Genomic DNA, 16,536 nt, shown 5'->3' on the forward strand with positions numbered 1-16,536 from the left:
ACAAATATCACGGAACAAATGATTAATGTTTGATAATGTTATACTGAATTTTCTTTGTTTTTAAAATGATGGGAGGCTTATTATATGACTTTATTTTTTTCCGATGAACACGAACAACTGCGGAAAATGGTGCAAGATCTTTCTGTAGAAAAAATTGCGCCAATTTCTTCGAGCCTAGATCAAGATGGCGCTATTCAAAAAGAGGTTTTCAACTTATTATCTCAACAAGGTTTAATGGGTTTGATGCTTCCCCCTGTATTTGAAGGTGCTGGAGCTGATACATATAGCTTCCTAATCACAATGGAGTCAGTTGGAAGAGCATGTCCGTCCACATCTTTTCTATACAATACCCATCTGGCTGCTTCTCTAGCCATTCTAGCTTTCGGCAGCCCTTCACAAAAAGAAAAATACTTGAAGACGTTGGCAAAAGGCGAGTCAATTATTGGCTTGGCAGGAACAGAGTCCGGAGGGGGCAGTAATCCTTTAGCAATTCAAACGACTGCAAAACTTAATGGAGATTCATACTTACTAAATGGAACAAAAACATTTATCAGCGGGGCAGGGTTTGCCAATCTATACTTGGTATTGGCTAAAACAGAAAATGAATCAGGGCAAGCTGGTTTAAGTATGTTTTTAGTGGAAAAAGATACGCCAGGATTTACTTTTGGAAAACTCGAGGATAAGTTGGGGTTGCGTGCACTTCCGACAGGAGATTTGATATTTGATAATTGCCAAATTCCTGCTGATGCTCTACTTGGACCAATTGGCGGCGGCCAACTGGTGATGGGAGCCGTTGGTGGATTGGCTGCACTTGGAGCTGGAGCAATCGCCCTCGGACTAGCACAATCTGCTTTAGATGAAACTCGTAGTTACCTGAGAGAAAGAACGGTAGCTGACAAAAAGTTAAGCGAAATTGGAGCTGTTCAGCTTCGATTTGCTGATATGCTAATTGAGCTAGAAGCAGCACGCAGCCTTCTTTATAAAGCTGCCTACGATCGGGAAAATAGCAAACCAGGTCCAATTCCTGCCGTTTTCCAAGCGAAGATTAATACAACAGAAAAAGCATTGAAAATTATTGATACAGCCATGCAATTACATGGGATGTATGGGTATTCAAAAGAATTTACATTGGAAAGACTTTACCGAGATGCTCGCGCGTTAACTATCCATTTTGGAAATAATGACGTGATGCGTTCGGTTTTGAGTTCAGTCGTTTTAGGGGTATAACTTGCAAAGATAAGGAGCTTGATTCAATATTTGAATCTGGCTTCTTTTTTATTTCCATTATTTCTCTGAGGTTAGCATTCTATTTTTTTCAGAAAAGATAGCGGGGAGTTACATCATACACTTCTTTAATGATGCATAATTATATCTTAAAGAGGTGAGTAAAAATTGAATTTTGAGAGAGAAAAAGCAAATATGCTGGCAGAAAACTTAAAGGGATTTAAAAACTATGTTCAAAAAAGTCATGAAGCTTATAATATTTATCTATCAAACCAGGAAAAACTATATCGATTAAAACTTCTTGTTGAGGAATTTCAATTTCAAATCCTTGCAGAAGAATTACTTAGAATTAACCGGTTCTTTTATGACGAGAAGACCACCTCTATATTAGTTGAGCGGATCAGGAAGGCACTCCACATTATTGGTGAATATGTAGAAAATAACTATAATGATTTATTTATCTTCACCCCAAGACTTTATACTTTACAGCAGTTGAGTCGTTCATTTACAAACATTTGAAAATAAAGGCGAAATCCTTCATTTTGATTCGTGTTAAATGTTATTGTATTAACATAGTAGAAGAGATCGTCCATTGCGGAATCGATTAATCTGGAGGCATTCTAATGAACTTAAAAAATATACTTGTAGCAGGAATTAATGAAGAACTTTTTCAAAAACATTTACCAATAGATGATTTTCATAATTTCCGCTTTATACCTATTGATGAAATCTCTGCTGAGGATTTAACATGGGCAGATGTATACGTTGGATCTAAGCCTTGTCCTGGCTTTAATCTGACCGATATTAAATGGGTACACTCCTTCAATGCGGGCGTAAACAACTATCTTGAATTAGATGGCTGGGAGGAAAATGATGTCCTTCTCACTCGTACGATTTGTTCTTTTGGTGAAAGAATAAGTGAGTATTGCTTAAGCTATGTTTTAAAAGATCTTCAATATCATACATACTTTGAAGCCAATCAAAGAGAAAAAAAATGGGCACAAATAACACCTAAAATGGTGAAGAACCAAACAATTGTTATATTTGGGACGGGTGAAATTGGACAAGCAGTTGCAGAAGCATTTGATCAATTGGGAGCAACTGTTTATGGTGTATCTCAGAGTGGAAAGCAAAAAGCATATTTCAAAGAAGTCACAAAAACGACTGCTGCTAGTCCTTTAATCGAACGTGCAGATTGGGTAATAAGCACATTGCCATTAACAAAAGAAACAGATCAACTTTTTAACTACGAATTATTTAGCCATTTTAAGAGTACTGCTTTTATTAATGTTGGCAGAGGATCGACAGTAGATGAAACAGCTCTCATCGAAGGATTAAATACAGAAAAAATAAGATACGCAGTGTTAGATGTGGTTTCAACTGAACCGCTCCCAAAGAATTCACCACTTTGGGAAAGAGATGATATTGTTATCACACCTCATATTTCAGCAGTGACAGATCTGAATGAAGCTATATCATGTTTTATTGACACATTAAAGAAAATTGAGAATAACGAGGAATTGTCTAATAAAGTTGATTTTGTTAAGGGGTATTAAAAATAACGAAGCTGATATGTTAAGTGAGTGCAATATTTCTGAAATGGTATGATCTATTTATGAATCATTAGAAAAGGGAATTTTTAAGCAGATTCGCACGAATCTGCTTAGTAAAGCTAAAATATCATGTTTAATTTGGATATAAAAAAATAATTACTAATAAATAGTTGACAGGAAATAAGATTATGTGATAAATTTATCTCGAGTTAAAGATACTTTAATTCAAACGAAAATAATAACTTTTATTTTTTTGATTATATGTCTCGAATTCAAGATAAAAACAAAAAAATTGGAGGAAATAAAATGACAAAGCTTGAGGGATGTTGCTGAATTTATATAATAAAAGTCCATCACTATCTACCCGTTTTAAGGAGTGATACGAATGAAACAAGCTAGTGATGAATTAAAAGCGGTAATTGTCATACTTCGTGCCTCCCAAGCCGTACAAGAAGTCATTCGGAAAGATGCAGCCAACTATGGGTTAAATCCTACAGAATTGGCATGTCTAGAACTGCTATATCATAAAGGTGACCAACCTATTCAAATGATTGGTAAGAAGGTTCTTATTTCAAGCGGCAGTATCACCTATGTAATTGATAAACTAGAGCAAAAAAAGTATGTAAGACGTCAAGGATGTCCAGAAGATCGACGAGTTGTATATGCAGTTTTAACAAGTGAAGGCAAAGCATTAATGGATGACATTTTCCCGCAGCATGTCATGCAAATAAGACAAGTATTTGAAGATTTAAATGCTGATGAGCTAAATCAAACAATCGCATTATTAAAACGAGTCGGTTATAGAGCAAAAAGCAGTTGATTTTTTTACACATAAACCTCGAATTCGAGATAACTGAAATAGAGAGATAATTCATATACTCATTACAAGGACAACATCAAATTACTGCAATTATTTCAGAACTTGTAAGGAGGTGAGAGTAGAAAATGGGATTTTTCAATAAATTATTTGGAATCAAACAAGAGGAGGAAGAAACAATGACAAAATTAAACATTGGGATTATTTTAGGTTCTACACGTGAAGGACGCGTAAGTCCACAAGTAGCTGCATGGGTAAAAGAAATAGCTGACAAACGTGGTGATGCTAACTATACAATCATTGATATTGCAGATTATAAATTACCATTACTTGGTGAAGCAGGTACTGACGCTTCAGGAGCTGCTGCTTGGTCAGAAATTGTAGCTGCTCAAGATGGATTTGTATTTATTGTTCAAGAATATAACCATTCAATTACAGGAGCACTTAAAAATGCCTTAGATTATTTACGTGATGAATGGAACAACAAGGCAGCGGGTATCGTATCTTATGGTTCAGTAGGTGGGGCTCGTGCAGCTGAACATTTACGAGGCATTTTAGGTGAATTATTAGTGGCTGACGTTCGAGTACATCCAGCACTGTCATTATTCACTGATTTTGAAAATGGAACTGACTTTAAACCAAAGGCAGTTCAAGAGGATTCTGTTAATCAAATGTTAGATCAATTAATTCCTTGGTCAAAAGCATTATTCACAATCCGATAATTTACTGCGAAACCAAACTTAAGTTTAAATATGTACATGAGTATTTTTTATGCCCATGTACATATTTACAACAATTTAAAGGTGTATGAAGGTTGAGCAGATCATGATTAAGCAAAATTGATAGATGTGCTCAGTACTTATGCTAAATAGGTCATAATCATCCATGTTGTTCCTGCTTTCAGCAAAAGAAAAAGTTGAAAGCAGAAAACCAAGAGGATATCGCAAACCCTTAAGTGAATTTGTTACGATCGTTTAGAGAAATTTATTAAATATCGCCTTGTGGTATAAAGTGCTAGTCACGAAGGGAAGTAGGTCATATTGAGAAAAAATACTCTTGCTTCACTAATTTGGTTGCGTATTGCTCGCTTTACACATCAAAGTAATTTGCTATCGAATGAATTCTTAAGTCAGTTTGGTATTACGGCTGCACAGTTTGATGTATTAAATCAGGTTGCGACTTATCAGCCAATCACGCAAAGTCAGCTTGCTGTAAAGGTAACGGTGTCGGAGGGTGGAATTTCACGCATGCTCACCCGACTGGAGCAAGAGGGATATATACAGCGTAAGCAGGACTGGAAAACAAAATGGATTAGCCTAACTTCAAAAGGTAAAGATAAAATGCTTGAAGTTTTTGAACACCAACTTACTTTTCAAACGTCCATAGTTAATGATTGCTTGACAGAGGAAGAGCAAAAAACACTATATATACTTATGTCTAAATTACAGAAAAACACTGAAAATAAATTAGGAAATTAAGTTTTATTATTTTTTTAACTATCACTTGACTAGTAAATTGAAAATGGAGGATTCATTTATGTATAAAATTCCAGGACATCATCATATTTCAATGATTACAAAAAATGCAAGTCAAAATAATCACTTCTACCGAAATGTGCTCGGTTTACGTCGTGTGAAGGTAACTGTGAACCAAGATGATCCATCGATGTATCACTTATTTTACGGAGATAAAACAGGAAGCCCAGGAACTGAACTATCCTTTTTTGAAATTCCACCAGCAGGAAAGACTTATCGTGGTACAAACGCTATTACTAGAATCGGATTACTGGTTCCCTCAGTGGAAAGTCTGCATTATTGGAAATCACGATTTGGGGAGTATGGTGTACATCATGGTGAGATCACCTCATATGCTAATCACCCTGCCTTAAAATTTGAAGACCCTGAAGGCCTTCGTTTGGTACTGCTTGTTTCAGACGGAGAAAAGGTTAAGCACTGGGAAACATGGGAGAAATCCGAGGTGCCTGTTGAACATCAAATTCAAGGAATGGGCTCTGTAGAAATGACGGTGAGAAGACTTGATAAACTAGCAAGTACACTTACAGACATGTTTGGCTATACAGAAATAAGCCGTACAGAAGACGAAGCGATTTTTCAATCGATTAAAGAAGAGGTCTTTGGAGAAATCGTCGTGAAATATTTGGACGGTCCGTCTGAAAAACCAGGCCGTGGCAGTATTCATCATTTAGCCATTCGTGTAAAAAACGATGCAGAGCTAGCCTTTTGGGAAGAAAAAGTACGAACACGTGGCTTTCAATCATCTGGGGTCGTTGATCGCTTCTACTTTAAGAGTCTATATTTCCGTGAATCAAACGGAATTTTATTTGAAATTGCAACCGACGGGCCAGGCTTTACCATCGATGGAGACATCGAAACATTGGGTGAAAAATTAGATTTACCACCATTTTTAGAAGACCGTAGAATTGAAATTGAAGAAAATCTAAAACCGATTGAAGAATAACAAAACGAATCATATCAATCAAACTAAACTTACTATTAAATCTGAACTTTCCAGGAGGAAAATAAAATGAACCAACTAAAAGGAATTCACCACGTAACAGCTATTACAAGCAGTGCAGAAAAGAATTATGAATTTTTCACCTTTGTTTTAGGGATGCGTTTAGTTAAAAAAACAGTCAATCAAGATGATATTCAAACCTATCATTTATTCTTTGCTGATGATAAAGGGAGCGCAGGCACAGATATGACATTCTTCGACTTCCCAGGCATTACGAAAGGTATACATGGTACAAACGAGATATCTAAGACTTCTTTCCGTGTACCAAGTGATGCAGCATTAGCGTATTGGGTAAAACGTTTTGATCGTTTAGAAGTCAAGCATACTGGAATTAAAGAACAATTTGGCAAGAAAACTCTCTCTTTCGTTGATTTTGATGATCAACACTATCAACTAATTTCAGATGAATTCAATAAAGGCGTGAAATCAGGTACACCATGGCAAAAGGGTCCTATCCCATTGGAATATGCCATTACTGGTCTAGGTCCTGTTTTTGTCCGTATGGCGAACTTTGATTACTTTAAAGAAGTACTGGAAAAGGTGCTATTATTTAAAGAAACGGCAGCTGATGGAGCATTCCATTTATTTGAAGTAGGGGAAGGCGGAAATGGTGCTTCAGTTATTGTAGAATACAATACGACTCTTCCTCAAGCTCGACAAGGTTTTGGCACGGTACACCATGCAGCATTCCGTGTAGAGGATCGCTCAGTGTTAGATGAATGGACTGAGAGATTGAGTAGTTTTGGATTCTCGACATCCGGTTATGTCAACCGTCACTTTTTTGAGTCTTTATACGCAAGAGTTGCTCCACAAATTTTATTTGAGTTTGCTACAGATGGTCCTGGCTTTATGGGAGATGAACCTTACGAAACCCTAGGGGAAAAATTATCTTTACCACCATTCCTAGAGCCTAAACGTGCACAAATAGAAAAGTTAGTACGCCCAATTGATACAGTGAGAAGCACAGAGGAATTCATCAAAGAATAGAATCAATTTTATTATTACAATCTGAATCAGTAAACCAAATGTATTCTTAAGTCATTAACTGGACAATAGCTTTAAAAACAATTTGCTAATAAACATTCTTGAATCCAATATATTCGGCAACATGGGCAAGGGTAGATGTTCGTGTTGCCAATTTTGTTGTTTGCTGGTGAGTAAATAATATTCATACTCTAAGTTGGTTTCGTTTAAGAGTAATTTTCAATTGACGATGTCACAACTAGGGCAATATTAGGGTATCTTCCCTCACTTATCACAGGCATACTTGTAGATAAAGTTGGGAGGACAACTATGAGCATAGCGTCGGGCATTACATTATTATTTGCTGGTTTATTAGCAGCATTCGCACCTAGTGATTCAATGATTCTATTAGTCTTTGCTCTTACTTTACTGGGATTAGGATGGAACTTTGGCTTAATTAGTGGGACGGCTCAAATAGTTGATTCTACAGAGCCTTCAACACGAGCAAAAACTCAAGGAACACTTGATGTCTTTATTGCATTAGCAGGAGCTTCTGGCGGTGCTCTTTCAGGAATGATAGTAGCTAATTCAAGTTATGCTACATTATCTTTGGGGGGGGGCTATTATCCTTAGCTCTCATACCTGTTGTAATTTGGTCTCGTAGAGATAAAAGGGAATAGAGTATTTAAGGGTGATTTTATTTGGGAGCTATAAAGTAAATGAAAAGTTAATCGACCTATAAATCTGGAATAAGTTATACAATTAGTAAAGTAAAAAGGATCTATTTTCGTTTCTTAAATTAATGACACAAAAGCACTTAAACTTATTAGTACTTTTGTGTCACTCGTTATTAAGAGGAAGTGGAGTAAATTAGTCTGACTTTTTGCTTTTTTATCTAGTTTACATAATATTAAACACATATAAGAAAATCAATCCTTGAAATTAAGAACGATTGTTCGTATAATTTAATAATGGATAGCAATAGTTTGCTGATATTTTAAATAATGTATATTTATCAAATAAAAAAGACCGTATGGAAAAACATTTAAATATTGAATAATTGTTTTTATTGAAATGGAGTGTTTGTGATAATGTGGAAATTAGTAAATGGACATTTAATTCAAACTACTGATATGTCTAGAGTAAAATTTAGAACAAATATAAGTAAAGCTACATTAGAGAATTTAAATAATTTGGCCTTAGAATACGATACTCATGTAAATTATCTTATTGAAAGCGGCTTACAAACAGTATTATTTCAAGGCGTTATTCATTTTAACAAAGAAACTAGACCGAAAGATAGAATTCAATACAAAACTACATATGACAAAGAATTATTAGAGCAAGTCAAAGAGTTTGCAAAAAATCATCAATTATTTATCAACGATGTCATTGAGTATAGTGTCCAATATATAAATTTCGATATTATTAAAAATAGCAGCCATAAAAACAGAATAGAGCAGTAGCACTTAAATTTTCTATTATTATAAGAACGCCCCGAACATAATATATATTATAGGAAGTTAATTTTTGAAGTGAGAATTCCGTCTCATTCAATAAGTATACTTAAGATAATGAGACGGAATAAAACTTTTGTATATTGAACCAAAGTTTTATTCATATGGGAATCCAAAGTGTATACATTAGTCATTTTTTAATAAATTCTTGTATTTTTAATACAGAAAACCGAACTATCGCAAAATGCTGTGTTAGCATTTCTAATAATAGTTCGGCTTTTTTAGTTGCTAAAAACCTTTTGTCCCAGCCTCATTTTCCTGTTTCAGCAAAATGCTTAATTCTTTCGCCAACTTCATCACGGACACGTTGGAAAAATGCCCATTTACCCTCTTCTGTGCCTTCTGCTTTTGCTGGGTCATCAAAGCCCCAGTGTTCACGTTTAACATGAGATGGTGTAACAGGACATTTATCAGCTGCATCTCCACATAAGGTAACCACTAGATCTGCACTATTAAGAATTTCAGGATCAATGATATCAGACGTTTGGTTGGAAATATCAATACCTGCTTCTTTCATTGCTTTAACTGCATTCGGATTTAAACCGTGTGCTTCAATACCTGCACTGTATACATTCCAATCCTCACCTAAATATTTCTTCGCCCAGCCTTCTGCCATTTGGCTTCTGCAGGAGTTTCCTGTACACAAAAAGTAGATTGTTTTATTAGACATATAGTATTTCTCCTTTGTTATTTAGTGAATAATTAACAGCCATATATATAGGCCAACTAAAGTAATAAACAGTGTTGGAATAGTTAGAATAATACCTGTTTTAAAGTACGTTCCCCAGGATATCTTAACCCCTTTTTGGGATAAAACATGTAGCCATAATAAGGTTGCTAGTGAGCCAATCGGTGTAATTTTAGGACCTAAATCAGAACCAATCACATTCGCATAAATAAGTGCTTCACGAATGACTCCGGTTGTACTTGTATCAGCAATAGCCAACGCATCAATCATTACAGTTGGCATATTGTTCATAATCGAAGAAAGAATTGCCGCAATAAATCCCATTCCTACTGTTGCAGCAAATAAGCCTTGGTCAGCAGTTACTTGAATCAGGTCGGCTAAGATGTTAGTTAACCCTACGTTTCTTAAGCCATACACAACAACATACATACCTATTGAGAAAAAGACGATCGCCCAAGGTGCACCTTTTATAACTGAACGCGTATTAACCGCAGAGCTCTTTCTTGCCATTATAAGGAAAAAGATTGCGATGATGCTTGCAATAATCGATACTGGAATACCTGTAAATTCACTAGCGAAATAACCGATTAGCAAGATTCCTAACACAATCCAAGATAATCGAAACATTTTTTCGTCTCGAATCGCTTCAACTGGCTTCTTTAATTCAGAAAGATCATAATTCCTCGGAATACTTTTTCGGAAAAATAGATATAAGACCAAGATACTTGCTGCTAATGAAAAGAAGTTCGGGATTATCATCCTTGAAGCAAACTCTGCAAATCCAATGCCAAAGAAGTCAGCTGACACAATATTAACTAAGTTACTTACTACTAATGGCAAAGATGTTGTATCAGCAATAAATCCACTCGCTATAATAAATGGAAAAACCATTTTTTCATTAAACTTTAGATTTCTTACCATTGCTAAAACTATAGGAGTCAAAATTAGTGCTGCCCCATCATTTGCAAATAATGCTGCCACCAATGCTCCTAGAATGGAAACATAAACAAACATTCGTTTTCCATTACCTTTAGCTGCCCTTGCCATGTGAAGAGCTGCCCACTCAAAGAAACCAATTTCATCAAGAATTAATGAAATAATGATGATAGCTATAAATGCTAAAGTTGCATTCCATACAATGGATGTCACATCTATTACATCTTTTAAGTCAACAACCCCGATAATTAAAGCGAGGATCGCTCCCCCACAAGCGGACCAACCAATGGATAAACCTCTTGGTTGCCATATCACTAAAATAAGTGTTATCAAAAAAATCACTGATGCTAAAATGACTGATGTCATTGTGTAAACCCCCTATTACTCACACGAGATACGTAAACCCTGTTCCTCTAGTTCTATTAATTTAAAATCTTGATTAGGAAGATGTTGAAGAATATTTTGCACCAATGGATAATACTCACTTTCTTTATTTAAAGAATATATAATCCATTGTCCTCTTCTCGTTTCTTTCACGATTCCTAAGTCTTTTAACTTTCGTAAATGTTGGCTAATTGCCGGCTGACTCGTTTTAAATATTTCAACAAATTCACAAACACAACAATCATGAGAGTCTAAAATTTTTACCATTGTTAGCCGAGTTTTATCGCCCAAAAGTTTTAGGATTGTCGAAGCATTAGTAATATCGATAAGTGTTTGATGCATAAAAGGCACCTCCTATTCTTATTTTATAAACACATAATAATTTGCTTATATAATAAACCACTTATATATATATCTTGCAATTATTTATTTCATAATGCAATGTTCCTTGGAAGCGACATTGGGATTTTTATGACTGCCACCCATGTAATTCCCTATAGGCAATCAAAAATTGTTTGTACGTTTCTCGTCCCATACTTTCTTCTTGATTATTAAACAATCGCTTAAATTTTTGCTCTTTCGCTTCATCCACAGAACAACCACAAGCATTCATAATTAATTTTATATATGAAATAAAATATTCTTTACCAAGAGTACCAGCATGATTAATAGTCATTTTATTTCCCCCATCACTCGATAATTTTCCACTTTATTTTAATAGGGAAACATAGAGTTTCCCTACTGTTATTTAGTTACACGAAGTTGAATCGTCACAACCAGATTTTTTCGTATTATAGTTGACGCTACACACACCAGTTTCAGGTAAATCCAATTCCACTTTTTCCGAGGATTCAACATCCCCACTAAGATAAGCTACAATTGATCTTACCTGTTCGTATCCTGTCGCCATTAAAAATGTTGGAGCACGTCCATAGCTTTTCGCTCCAACTATATAAAGATCTTTTTCGGGCTGACGCAACTCCCTTTCTCCATGTGGACGAACCGTTCCGCAACTGTGGATATTCGGGTCGATAAGTGGAGCTAATGCTTTAACACTTTCTGTTGTTGAGTCAATTTCTATTCTAACTTCACTTAAAATGGTTAAATCTGGCCGGCTTCCTGTATTGACAATTACTTCATCAATCCCATTAAGAGTGCTTTCCTCATTGTTCTTATTGCCTTTAATCATTATTCCTTCTTGAGTTTTTCTCACCTCTAGGATTCTAAAAGGAGTAACTACCTTTATCTTCTGTTCATCTATTAAGCTGTGGATACGACTTCCTAACTTACCTCGTGCTACTAGTGCATCCTTTTCTTCTCCACCATACGCATCTTCAACGCGTTGCCTTCTCATTATCCATATAATTTCTGTCTTATTATACGTCTCCTTAAGTTTTGCTAAATCTAACAACGTATTAATTGCTGAATGTCCTCCTCCAACAACTGCAACGCGATTATTAGCATAACGTTCCTTTTCCTTTTCTAATATATTAGGAATTCCGTAAAATACTTGTTCATGGAGTGATTTCTCCTCTTTAAGCCATATTCCACTTGAAGTAGCTGGGTTAGGATTCCCCCAGGTACCTGTTGCATCAATGACAGATCTTGCCTCAAGGGTTTTATATGATCCATTAGATTCTGTATGAATAATAAAAGGGAGACTCTCTCGATTCAGCGTTTTCATTTTATCCGTATCTTTTTTACCAATAGATACTACCTTAGTATTTAATTGAATATAAGGCCGAATTTTACTAAGATTTGAAAGTGGTTCTAAGTATTGTTCTACAAGTTCTTTTCCTGTTGGTAATCTTTCAAAATCAGGATGTGTCCAGTTACTCTGTTCCAGTAGACTCCTTGCAACTTTATCAACGTTATAACGCCATGGTGAAAATAAACGGATATGGCCCCAAGTTAATACGTTTGCACCTACCCCACTACCACAATCTATTAAAATAAACTTCTGTCCCCGGCTTGCTAAATGAGCAGCAGCAGCCAAACCAATTGGACCGGCACCAATAATAGCTACTGGTAGTTGACCTTGCAAGTTATTACTTACTGACTTAGTGTTAAGGGTTCTTTCTTGCGGAGCACAACATCCTTTTGCATTTACTAATAGATTATTTGTATTTGTCATTTTCCTTCTCCTCTTTTCCAAAGTGATTTTTATTTATGAGTTTCTATATAGGCTAAAAGTTTTCTAACAACATAGCGTGAATCGGAATCGACTCCTCTTAATGTTGCAGAAGCAAACGATCGTTGACCTTCTATACCCACAAAATAAAGGCCAGGAGTAGAGGTACTTACACCTCCTGCATGCCTTAGGTTTCCTTCAGCATCAAAAGCATCCACTTCAAATAAATATGGAAAATTACTAAATCGTAAATACCTGATTATCTTTTACTACAGATATAACTTTCGAATTCATTACTATTGGTAAATTAAAATATTTTTGATAATCTTCAAGATAACTAATAACTTCTAACTTAGTCGGGTAACGATCGGGATTTCCGGGAATTTTCATACCAGGTAAAGATGAAAAACGTGCTGGAGAAAACAATTGGAGACTGTCATAATACTTTGGTCATGAACCAGCAGCCCTTTCCCCTGATTCTAAAATCAAAAATTTTAATCCACTTTTTTGTAAATGATACCCCGTAGCAAGACCAGCCTGACCTCCACCAATTACTATAGCATCCCAAATTTTATTCATTTGGTTCTCCTTTTAATTTATTTGCAAATTGCAAGTATTCATTTTGAGGTTTTCACCTCAAAGGAATGGTGCAACAATTGCTTGTTTTTGCCATTGCATCATTTAATAACTTAATGGAACGAATGACTGTCTCTTTCTCAAACTCATTCATTTGAGAAAAAACATCATTCAAGTACGTCTTCATTTGCTGGTCTATCGTTGTCACGACAAATTTCCCTTCAGTTGTAAGTGATAAGATATATACTCTTTTATCTTCTGGGAGTGGTGTCTTTTTTACCAAATTCATTTTAACTAACGATTGGACTTGGCGACTGAACGTCGTAATATCAGTCCCTAAGACTTCTGCAATTTGCTGCATTGACGGATTATGCTGATTATCGATCTCATAAAGAATATGGCTATGAATGATCGAAATATCAAAGCCCCCAACGCTGCAACAATTTTTATCTAACAATCCAAACCGTCGTGTCATGATTTGAAACATTTCTCGGAGATTTTCCACTATTGCTTCACCTCTACTGTTTTTAACCATTTAGGATTTCAATTTCTACTGAAAAGAAAAACACGAGTAAATTCAGGTAAGTTACCCCATCTCCACTCGTGTCAGGGTAAACTAATACTAATCATCTATTCTTATTTAACTGCGGTTATTATTGCAGACACAACATACTCTTCCACATTATGTTCTGGTGCCCATACTTTAATGAGCTCTTTTGATTCATCTTTTGGTGTAATTGATATATTTTTGAAGCCAGCAAGTTTCATTAATTCAGTCAGATTATCAATGGTAGATGCTCCTGAGATGCACCCTGAATACAATTGAATATCATCTTGTAATTCTTCAGGTAAGTCAGTGGTCATAACAACATCAGAAATTGCTAATCGGCCGCCTTCCTTTAATACACGATATGCTTCAGTAAAAACTCTTCTTTTGTTCGGTGATAAATTTATAACACAGTTAGAAATAATCACATCAACGGAGGAGTCAGCAACTGGTAAGTTTTCTATTTCACCTAAACGAAATTCCACATTACTAAATTGATTTTTCTCCGCATTGTTTCTAGCCTTAGTAATCATTTCTGGAGTCATATCGACACCAATAACCTTCCCTTTACTCCCAACTTTTGGTGAAGCCAGGAAGCAGTCAAATCCTCCACCACTACCAAGGTCTAAAACAGTTTCTCCTTCTTTTAAATCTGCAATCGCTTGAGGGTTACCACAACCTAATCCCATGTTAGCACCATCTGGAATATTTTTTAATTCTTCTGCTGTGTAGCCCATTTTTTTAGAAATTTCTTCAATAGAAATGTTCTGATTGTCTATTGTTGTGCAGCAACTCGGGGGTGCACAACAGTTATCACTACTAACTACTCTTAACGCTATCTCTTTATAATTTTGACGAACATTATTACGAATCTGATCGTTTTGCACTTCACTCATAATAAACCCACCCTTTAATAAATTTTATCTAAATTATATTAATCGCTTTTATTTAAGTAAGGACTTCTACTTTTTATATTCAATAATTGTAAATTGCAACTATTGATTAAAGCACTAACTTTTCCATGGCCATTACATCTACATAGTCCCCATCAAGTATTCCTTGGTTTTTAAATATACCTACTTCACGATACCCTTTTTTACGATACAAACTTTGCCCCAGATGGTTAAATGGGAATGTAAAGAGTACTATTTTATGAAAATCATTTTCTTTAGCATAGTCCTCAATTGCTGTAAGTAGTAAATTTCCAATGCCTTTTCCTCTGTACTTTCTAGAAATATAGACGGATAAATCTGCCACTCCTGCATAGGCACATCTGTTATTATATGGGTTTAGCGATGACCAACCGACAATATTCCCCTCGTGCTCTGCTACAATTACTTTAAATCGACCTTTATGGTTGTCAAACCATTCTTGCATGTAGGGTAATCCTTTTGTTTCCGTTTCTAAAGTAGCTACTCTGTCTTCAATACCTTCGTTATAAATGCTTAGAATAGAACCTATATCCTTTGCAAGAGCCTCCCTGATTATAGCCATCCAATCCCCCTAACTAATATCAATTTCTATTGCTTACATAAAATATACAATTGAAATTTGCAATATGCAACTATTAGTTTACGCTTTTTTGAAAAATCTGTAAATGTGGAAATTTTTATAGTTTAAATGTTAAATGTATATGAAAAAAACTATTTCCTAATGTTAAGTTAGTATTTCCATCCAATTTCACAGTTTTAAACTTTCCCCTTCGCAAAAAACCAGACACAAAAGAAACGTGCAATTACTAACGCAAGACATATTGTAATCCAAGAAATATACCACTCCCAGTGTATATATTCGATGAGATCGGTATATTTTTCGATAATGACTTCCACTATAGTCAACACAGTACTAAATCCAGCATAATACCCCAATTGAATAAGTGTACTTCTGCCATTGGGATACCATACATTAAATGCCGCACATATGACTGGGAAAGCATAATACTCAAACGTGAAGCTAGTCCGATTGATAGATGCAAATAAACGAATTGGATATTCAAGCAGCCCTAACTCTACAACTACCAAACCTATCAGAAAAGTAATCATCTGTTGGCACAAAAATGCGAATACAGCAAGTCGAAGTTTATTTTTTGGTATGAAGAAAAGAATTCCTGTTGCTACTGCATACACCCATAACAAGATCCACCATTCAATTCTCATTTTGTCCTCCATAGCTCTGCTTGAAACACGGCTTTGTCCTTAAAAAACCAATTACAGCAGACTTGACTTACGTAAAAGAGAAAAACAATGTAAACCCACATCCCCCACCACGTCAGGGATCCATATTCTAATAAATCTGTATATCTCTCGATAACAATATCATACAATGTGATGACAGAGACCCAAACAAAAAAGTATATAATTTTAGACCATAGACTGTCCTTTACTCTCTTGTTGACGTAAAATATGGAAAATAATACTGGATAGAAAAAATAATTAATTGTAAGGGGAAGCTCTGTAGCATTAGGCATTAGCCGTACTGGTGCGCTTAACAAACCATATCGAAAAGAAGGCATATCGCATAGCCAAACGATTGCTTGAAACATCAAAAATGCTAAGAGCCCCTTGCGGCGATCTTTACGTGGAATAAACAGAATTAAGCCAATAAAACCGAATAGCCACATGGCAATTAGGATCAAATGCTCCCGCATATTTTAGATTTCCCCCTC

The 16,536-nt window shown here is 35.5% G+C and carries 20 protein-coding genes and 1 pseudogene; 10 read left to right on the plus strand and 11 right to left on the minus strand.

What is annotated here, in order from left to right:
* Positions 1-84 precede the first annotated feature (84 nt).
* The 10 genes and pseudogenes from ACFYKT_RS00875 (at position 85) to ACFYKT_RS00920 (ending at position 8,558) form a co-directional block, all read left to right on the plus strand.
* Positions 85-1,227: an acyl-CoA dehydrogenase family protein gene (locus ACFYKT_RS00875; protein ID WP_389214083.1), complete on the plus strand. Its 1,143-nt coding sequence runs from the start codon at positions 85-87 to the stop codon at positions 1,225-1,227.
* A 165-nt stretch (positions 1,228-1,392) separates the two neighbouring features.
* On the plus strand, positions 1,393-1,743 hold the full coding sequence (locus ACFYKT_RS00880; RefSeq protein ID WP_389214086.1) for a hypothetical protein: 351 nt from the start codon (positions 1,393-1,395) through the stop codon (positions 1,741-1,743).
* A gap of 104 nt (positions 1,744-1,847) precedes the next feature.
* Complete coding sequence (locus ACFYKT_RS00885; RefSeq protein WP_389214089.1) at positions 1,848-2,780, plus strand: D-2-hydroxyacid dehydrogenase; 933 nt, start codon at positions 1,848-1,850, stop codon at positions 2,778-2,780.
* A 382-nt stretch (positions 2,781-3,162) separates the two neighbouring features.
* Positions 3,163-3,597: a MarR family winged helix-turn-helix transcriptional regulator gene (locus ACFYKT_RS00890; RefSeq protein ID WP_389214092.1), complete on the plus strand. Its 435-nt coding sequence runs from the start codon at positions 3,163-3,165 to the stop codon at positions 3,595-3,597.
* A gap of 125 nt (positions 3,598-3,722) precedes the next feature.
* Complete coding sequence (locus ACFYKT_RS00895) at positions 3,723-4,316, plus strand: NADPH-dependent FMN reductase (protein WP_389214095.1); 594 nt, start codon at positions 3,723-3,725, stop codon at positions 4,314-4,316.
* Positions 4,317-4,634: 318 nt separating this feature from the next.
* Positions 4,635-5,072: a MarR family winged helix-turn-helix transcriptional regulator gene (locus ACFYKT_RS00900; RefSeq protein WP_389214098.1), complete on the plus strand. Its 438-nt coding sequence runs from the start codon at positions 4,635-4,637 to the stop codon at positions 5,070-5,072.
* 58 nt (positions 5,073-5,130) lie between these two features.
* A complete protein-coding gene (locus tag ACFYKT_RS00905) occupies positions 5,131-6,072 on the plus strand; it encodes a ring-cleaving dioxygenase (RefSeq protein ID WP_389214100.1) in 942 nt (313 codons plus the stop codon).
* A gap of 66 nt (positions 6,073-6,138) precedes the next feature.
* Positions 6,139-7,116, plus strand: coding sequence for a ring-cleaving dioxygenase (locus tag ACFYKT_RS00910; RefSeq protein WP_389214103.1), 978 nt, complete (start codon positions 6,139-6,141; stop codon positions 7,114-7,116).
* 252 nt (positions 7,117-7,368) lie between these two features.
* Positions 7,369-7,772: pseudogene (locus ACFYKT_RS00915) on the plus strand (MFS transporter); the annotation flags it as partial.
* Between the two features lie 411 nt (positions 7,773-8,183).
* Complete coding sequence (locus ACFYKT_RS00920; RefSeq protein WP_389214106.1) at positions 8,184-8,558, plus strand: rRNA methyltransferase; 375 nt, start codon at positions 8,184-8,186, stop codon at positions 8,556-8,558.
* A gap of 301 nt (positions 8,559-8,859) precedes the next feature.
* On the opposite strand, the gene arsC is transcribed toward ACFYKT_RS00920, so the two are convergent.
* The 11 genes from arsC to ACFYKT_RS00975 all read right to left on the minus strand — a co-directional run bounded on the left by arsC (position 8,860) and on the right by ACFYKT_RS00975 (position 16,518).
* On the minus strand, positions 8,860-9,279 hold the full coding sequence (arsC, locus tag ACFYKT_RS00925; RefSeq protein ID WP_389214109.1) for an arsenate reductase (thioredoxin): 420 nt from the start codon (positions 9,277-9,279) through the stop codon (positions 8,860-8,862).
* Positions 9,280-9,300: 21 nt separating this feature from the next.
* The gene (locus ACFYKT_RS00930) at positions 9,301-10,599 is read right to left on the minus strand and encodes an arsenic transporter (protein WP_389214112.1); all 1,299 of its coding nucleotides are present in this window, start codon (positions 10,597-10,599) and stop codon (positions 9,301-9,303) included.
* Positions 10,600-10,614: 15 nt separating this feature from the next.
* Positions 10,615-10,959 carry an ArsR/SmtB family transcription factor gene (locus ACFYKT_RS00935; RefSeq protein ID WP_389214115.1) on the minus strand — a complete coding sequence of 115 codons (345 nt, stop codon included), beginning with the start codon at positions 10,957-10,959 and terminating at the stop codon, positions 10,615-10,617.
* Between the two features lie 127 nt (positions 10,960-11,086).
* A complete protein-coding gene (locus ACFYKT_RS00940) occupies positions 11,087-11,293 on the minus strand; it encodes a hypothetical protein (RefSeq protein ID WP_389214117.1) in 207 nt (68 codons plus the stop codon).
* Between the two features lie 72 nt (positions 11,294-11,365).
* Entirely contained in the window at positions 11,366-12,751 is a 1,386-nt protein-coding gene (locus ACFYKT_RS00945) for an NAD(P)/FAD-dependent oxidoreductase (RefSeq protein WP_389214120.1), read from the minus strand.
* Between the two features lie 447 nt (positions 12,752-13,198).
* A complete protein-coding gene (locus tag ACFYKT_RS00950) occupies positions 13,199-13,327 on the minus strand; it encodes an FAD-dependent oxidoreductase (RefSeq protein ID WP_389214123.1) in 129 nt (42 codons plus the stop codon).
* A 52-nt stretch (positions 13,328-13,379) separates the two neighbouring features.
* Entirely contained in the window at positions 13,380-13,829 is a 450-nt protein-coding gene (locus tag ACFYKT_RS00955) for a MarR family winged helix-turn-helix transcriptional regulator (protein WP_389214126.1), read from the minus strand.
* 131 nt (positions 13,830-13,960) lie between these two features.
* Complete coding sequence (locus ACFYKT_RS00960) at positions 13,961-14,767, minus strand: arsenite methyltransferase (protein ID WP_389214129.1); 807 nt, start codon at positions 14,765-14,767, stop codon at positions 13,961-13,963.
* Positions 14,768-14,873: 106 nt separating this feature from the next.
* Positions 14,874-15,365 (minus strand): arsinothricin resistance N-acetyltransferase ArsN1 family A, encoded by a 492-nt coding sequence (locus tag ACFYKT_RS00965; RefSeq protein ID WP_389214132.1) that lies wholly within the window; start codon positions 15,363-15,365, stop codon positions 14,874-14,876.
* Between the two features lie 194 nt (positions 15,366-15,559).
* A complete protein-coding gene (locus tag ACFYKT_RS00970; RefSeq protein WP_389214134.1) occupies positions 15,560-16,027 on the minus strand; it encodes a CBO0543 family protein in 468 nt (155 codons plus the stop codon).
* Positions 16,024-16,518: a CBO0543 family protein gene (locus ACFYKT_RS00975; protein WP_389214137.1), complete on the minus strand. Its 495-nt coding sequence runs from the start codon at positions 16,516-16,518 to the stop codon at positions 16,024-16,026. Before ACFYKT_RS00975 ends, ACFYKT_RS00970 begins: the two co-directional genes overlap by 4 nt.
* Between the last annotated feature and the right edge of the window lie 18 nt (positions 16,519-16,536).

The sequence above is a fragment of the Cytobacillus mangrovibacter genome (assembly GCF_042865275.1).
GTDB classification, from domain to species: domain Bacteria; phylum Bacillota; class Bacilli; order Bacillales; family Cytobacillaceae; genus Cytobacillus; species Cytobacillus mangrovibacter.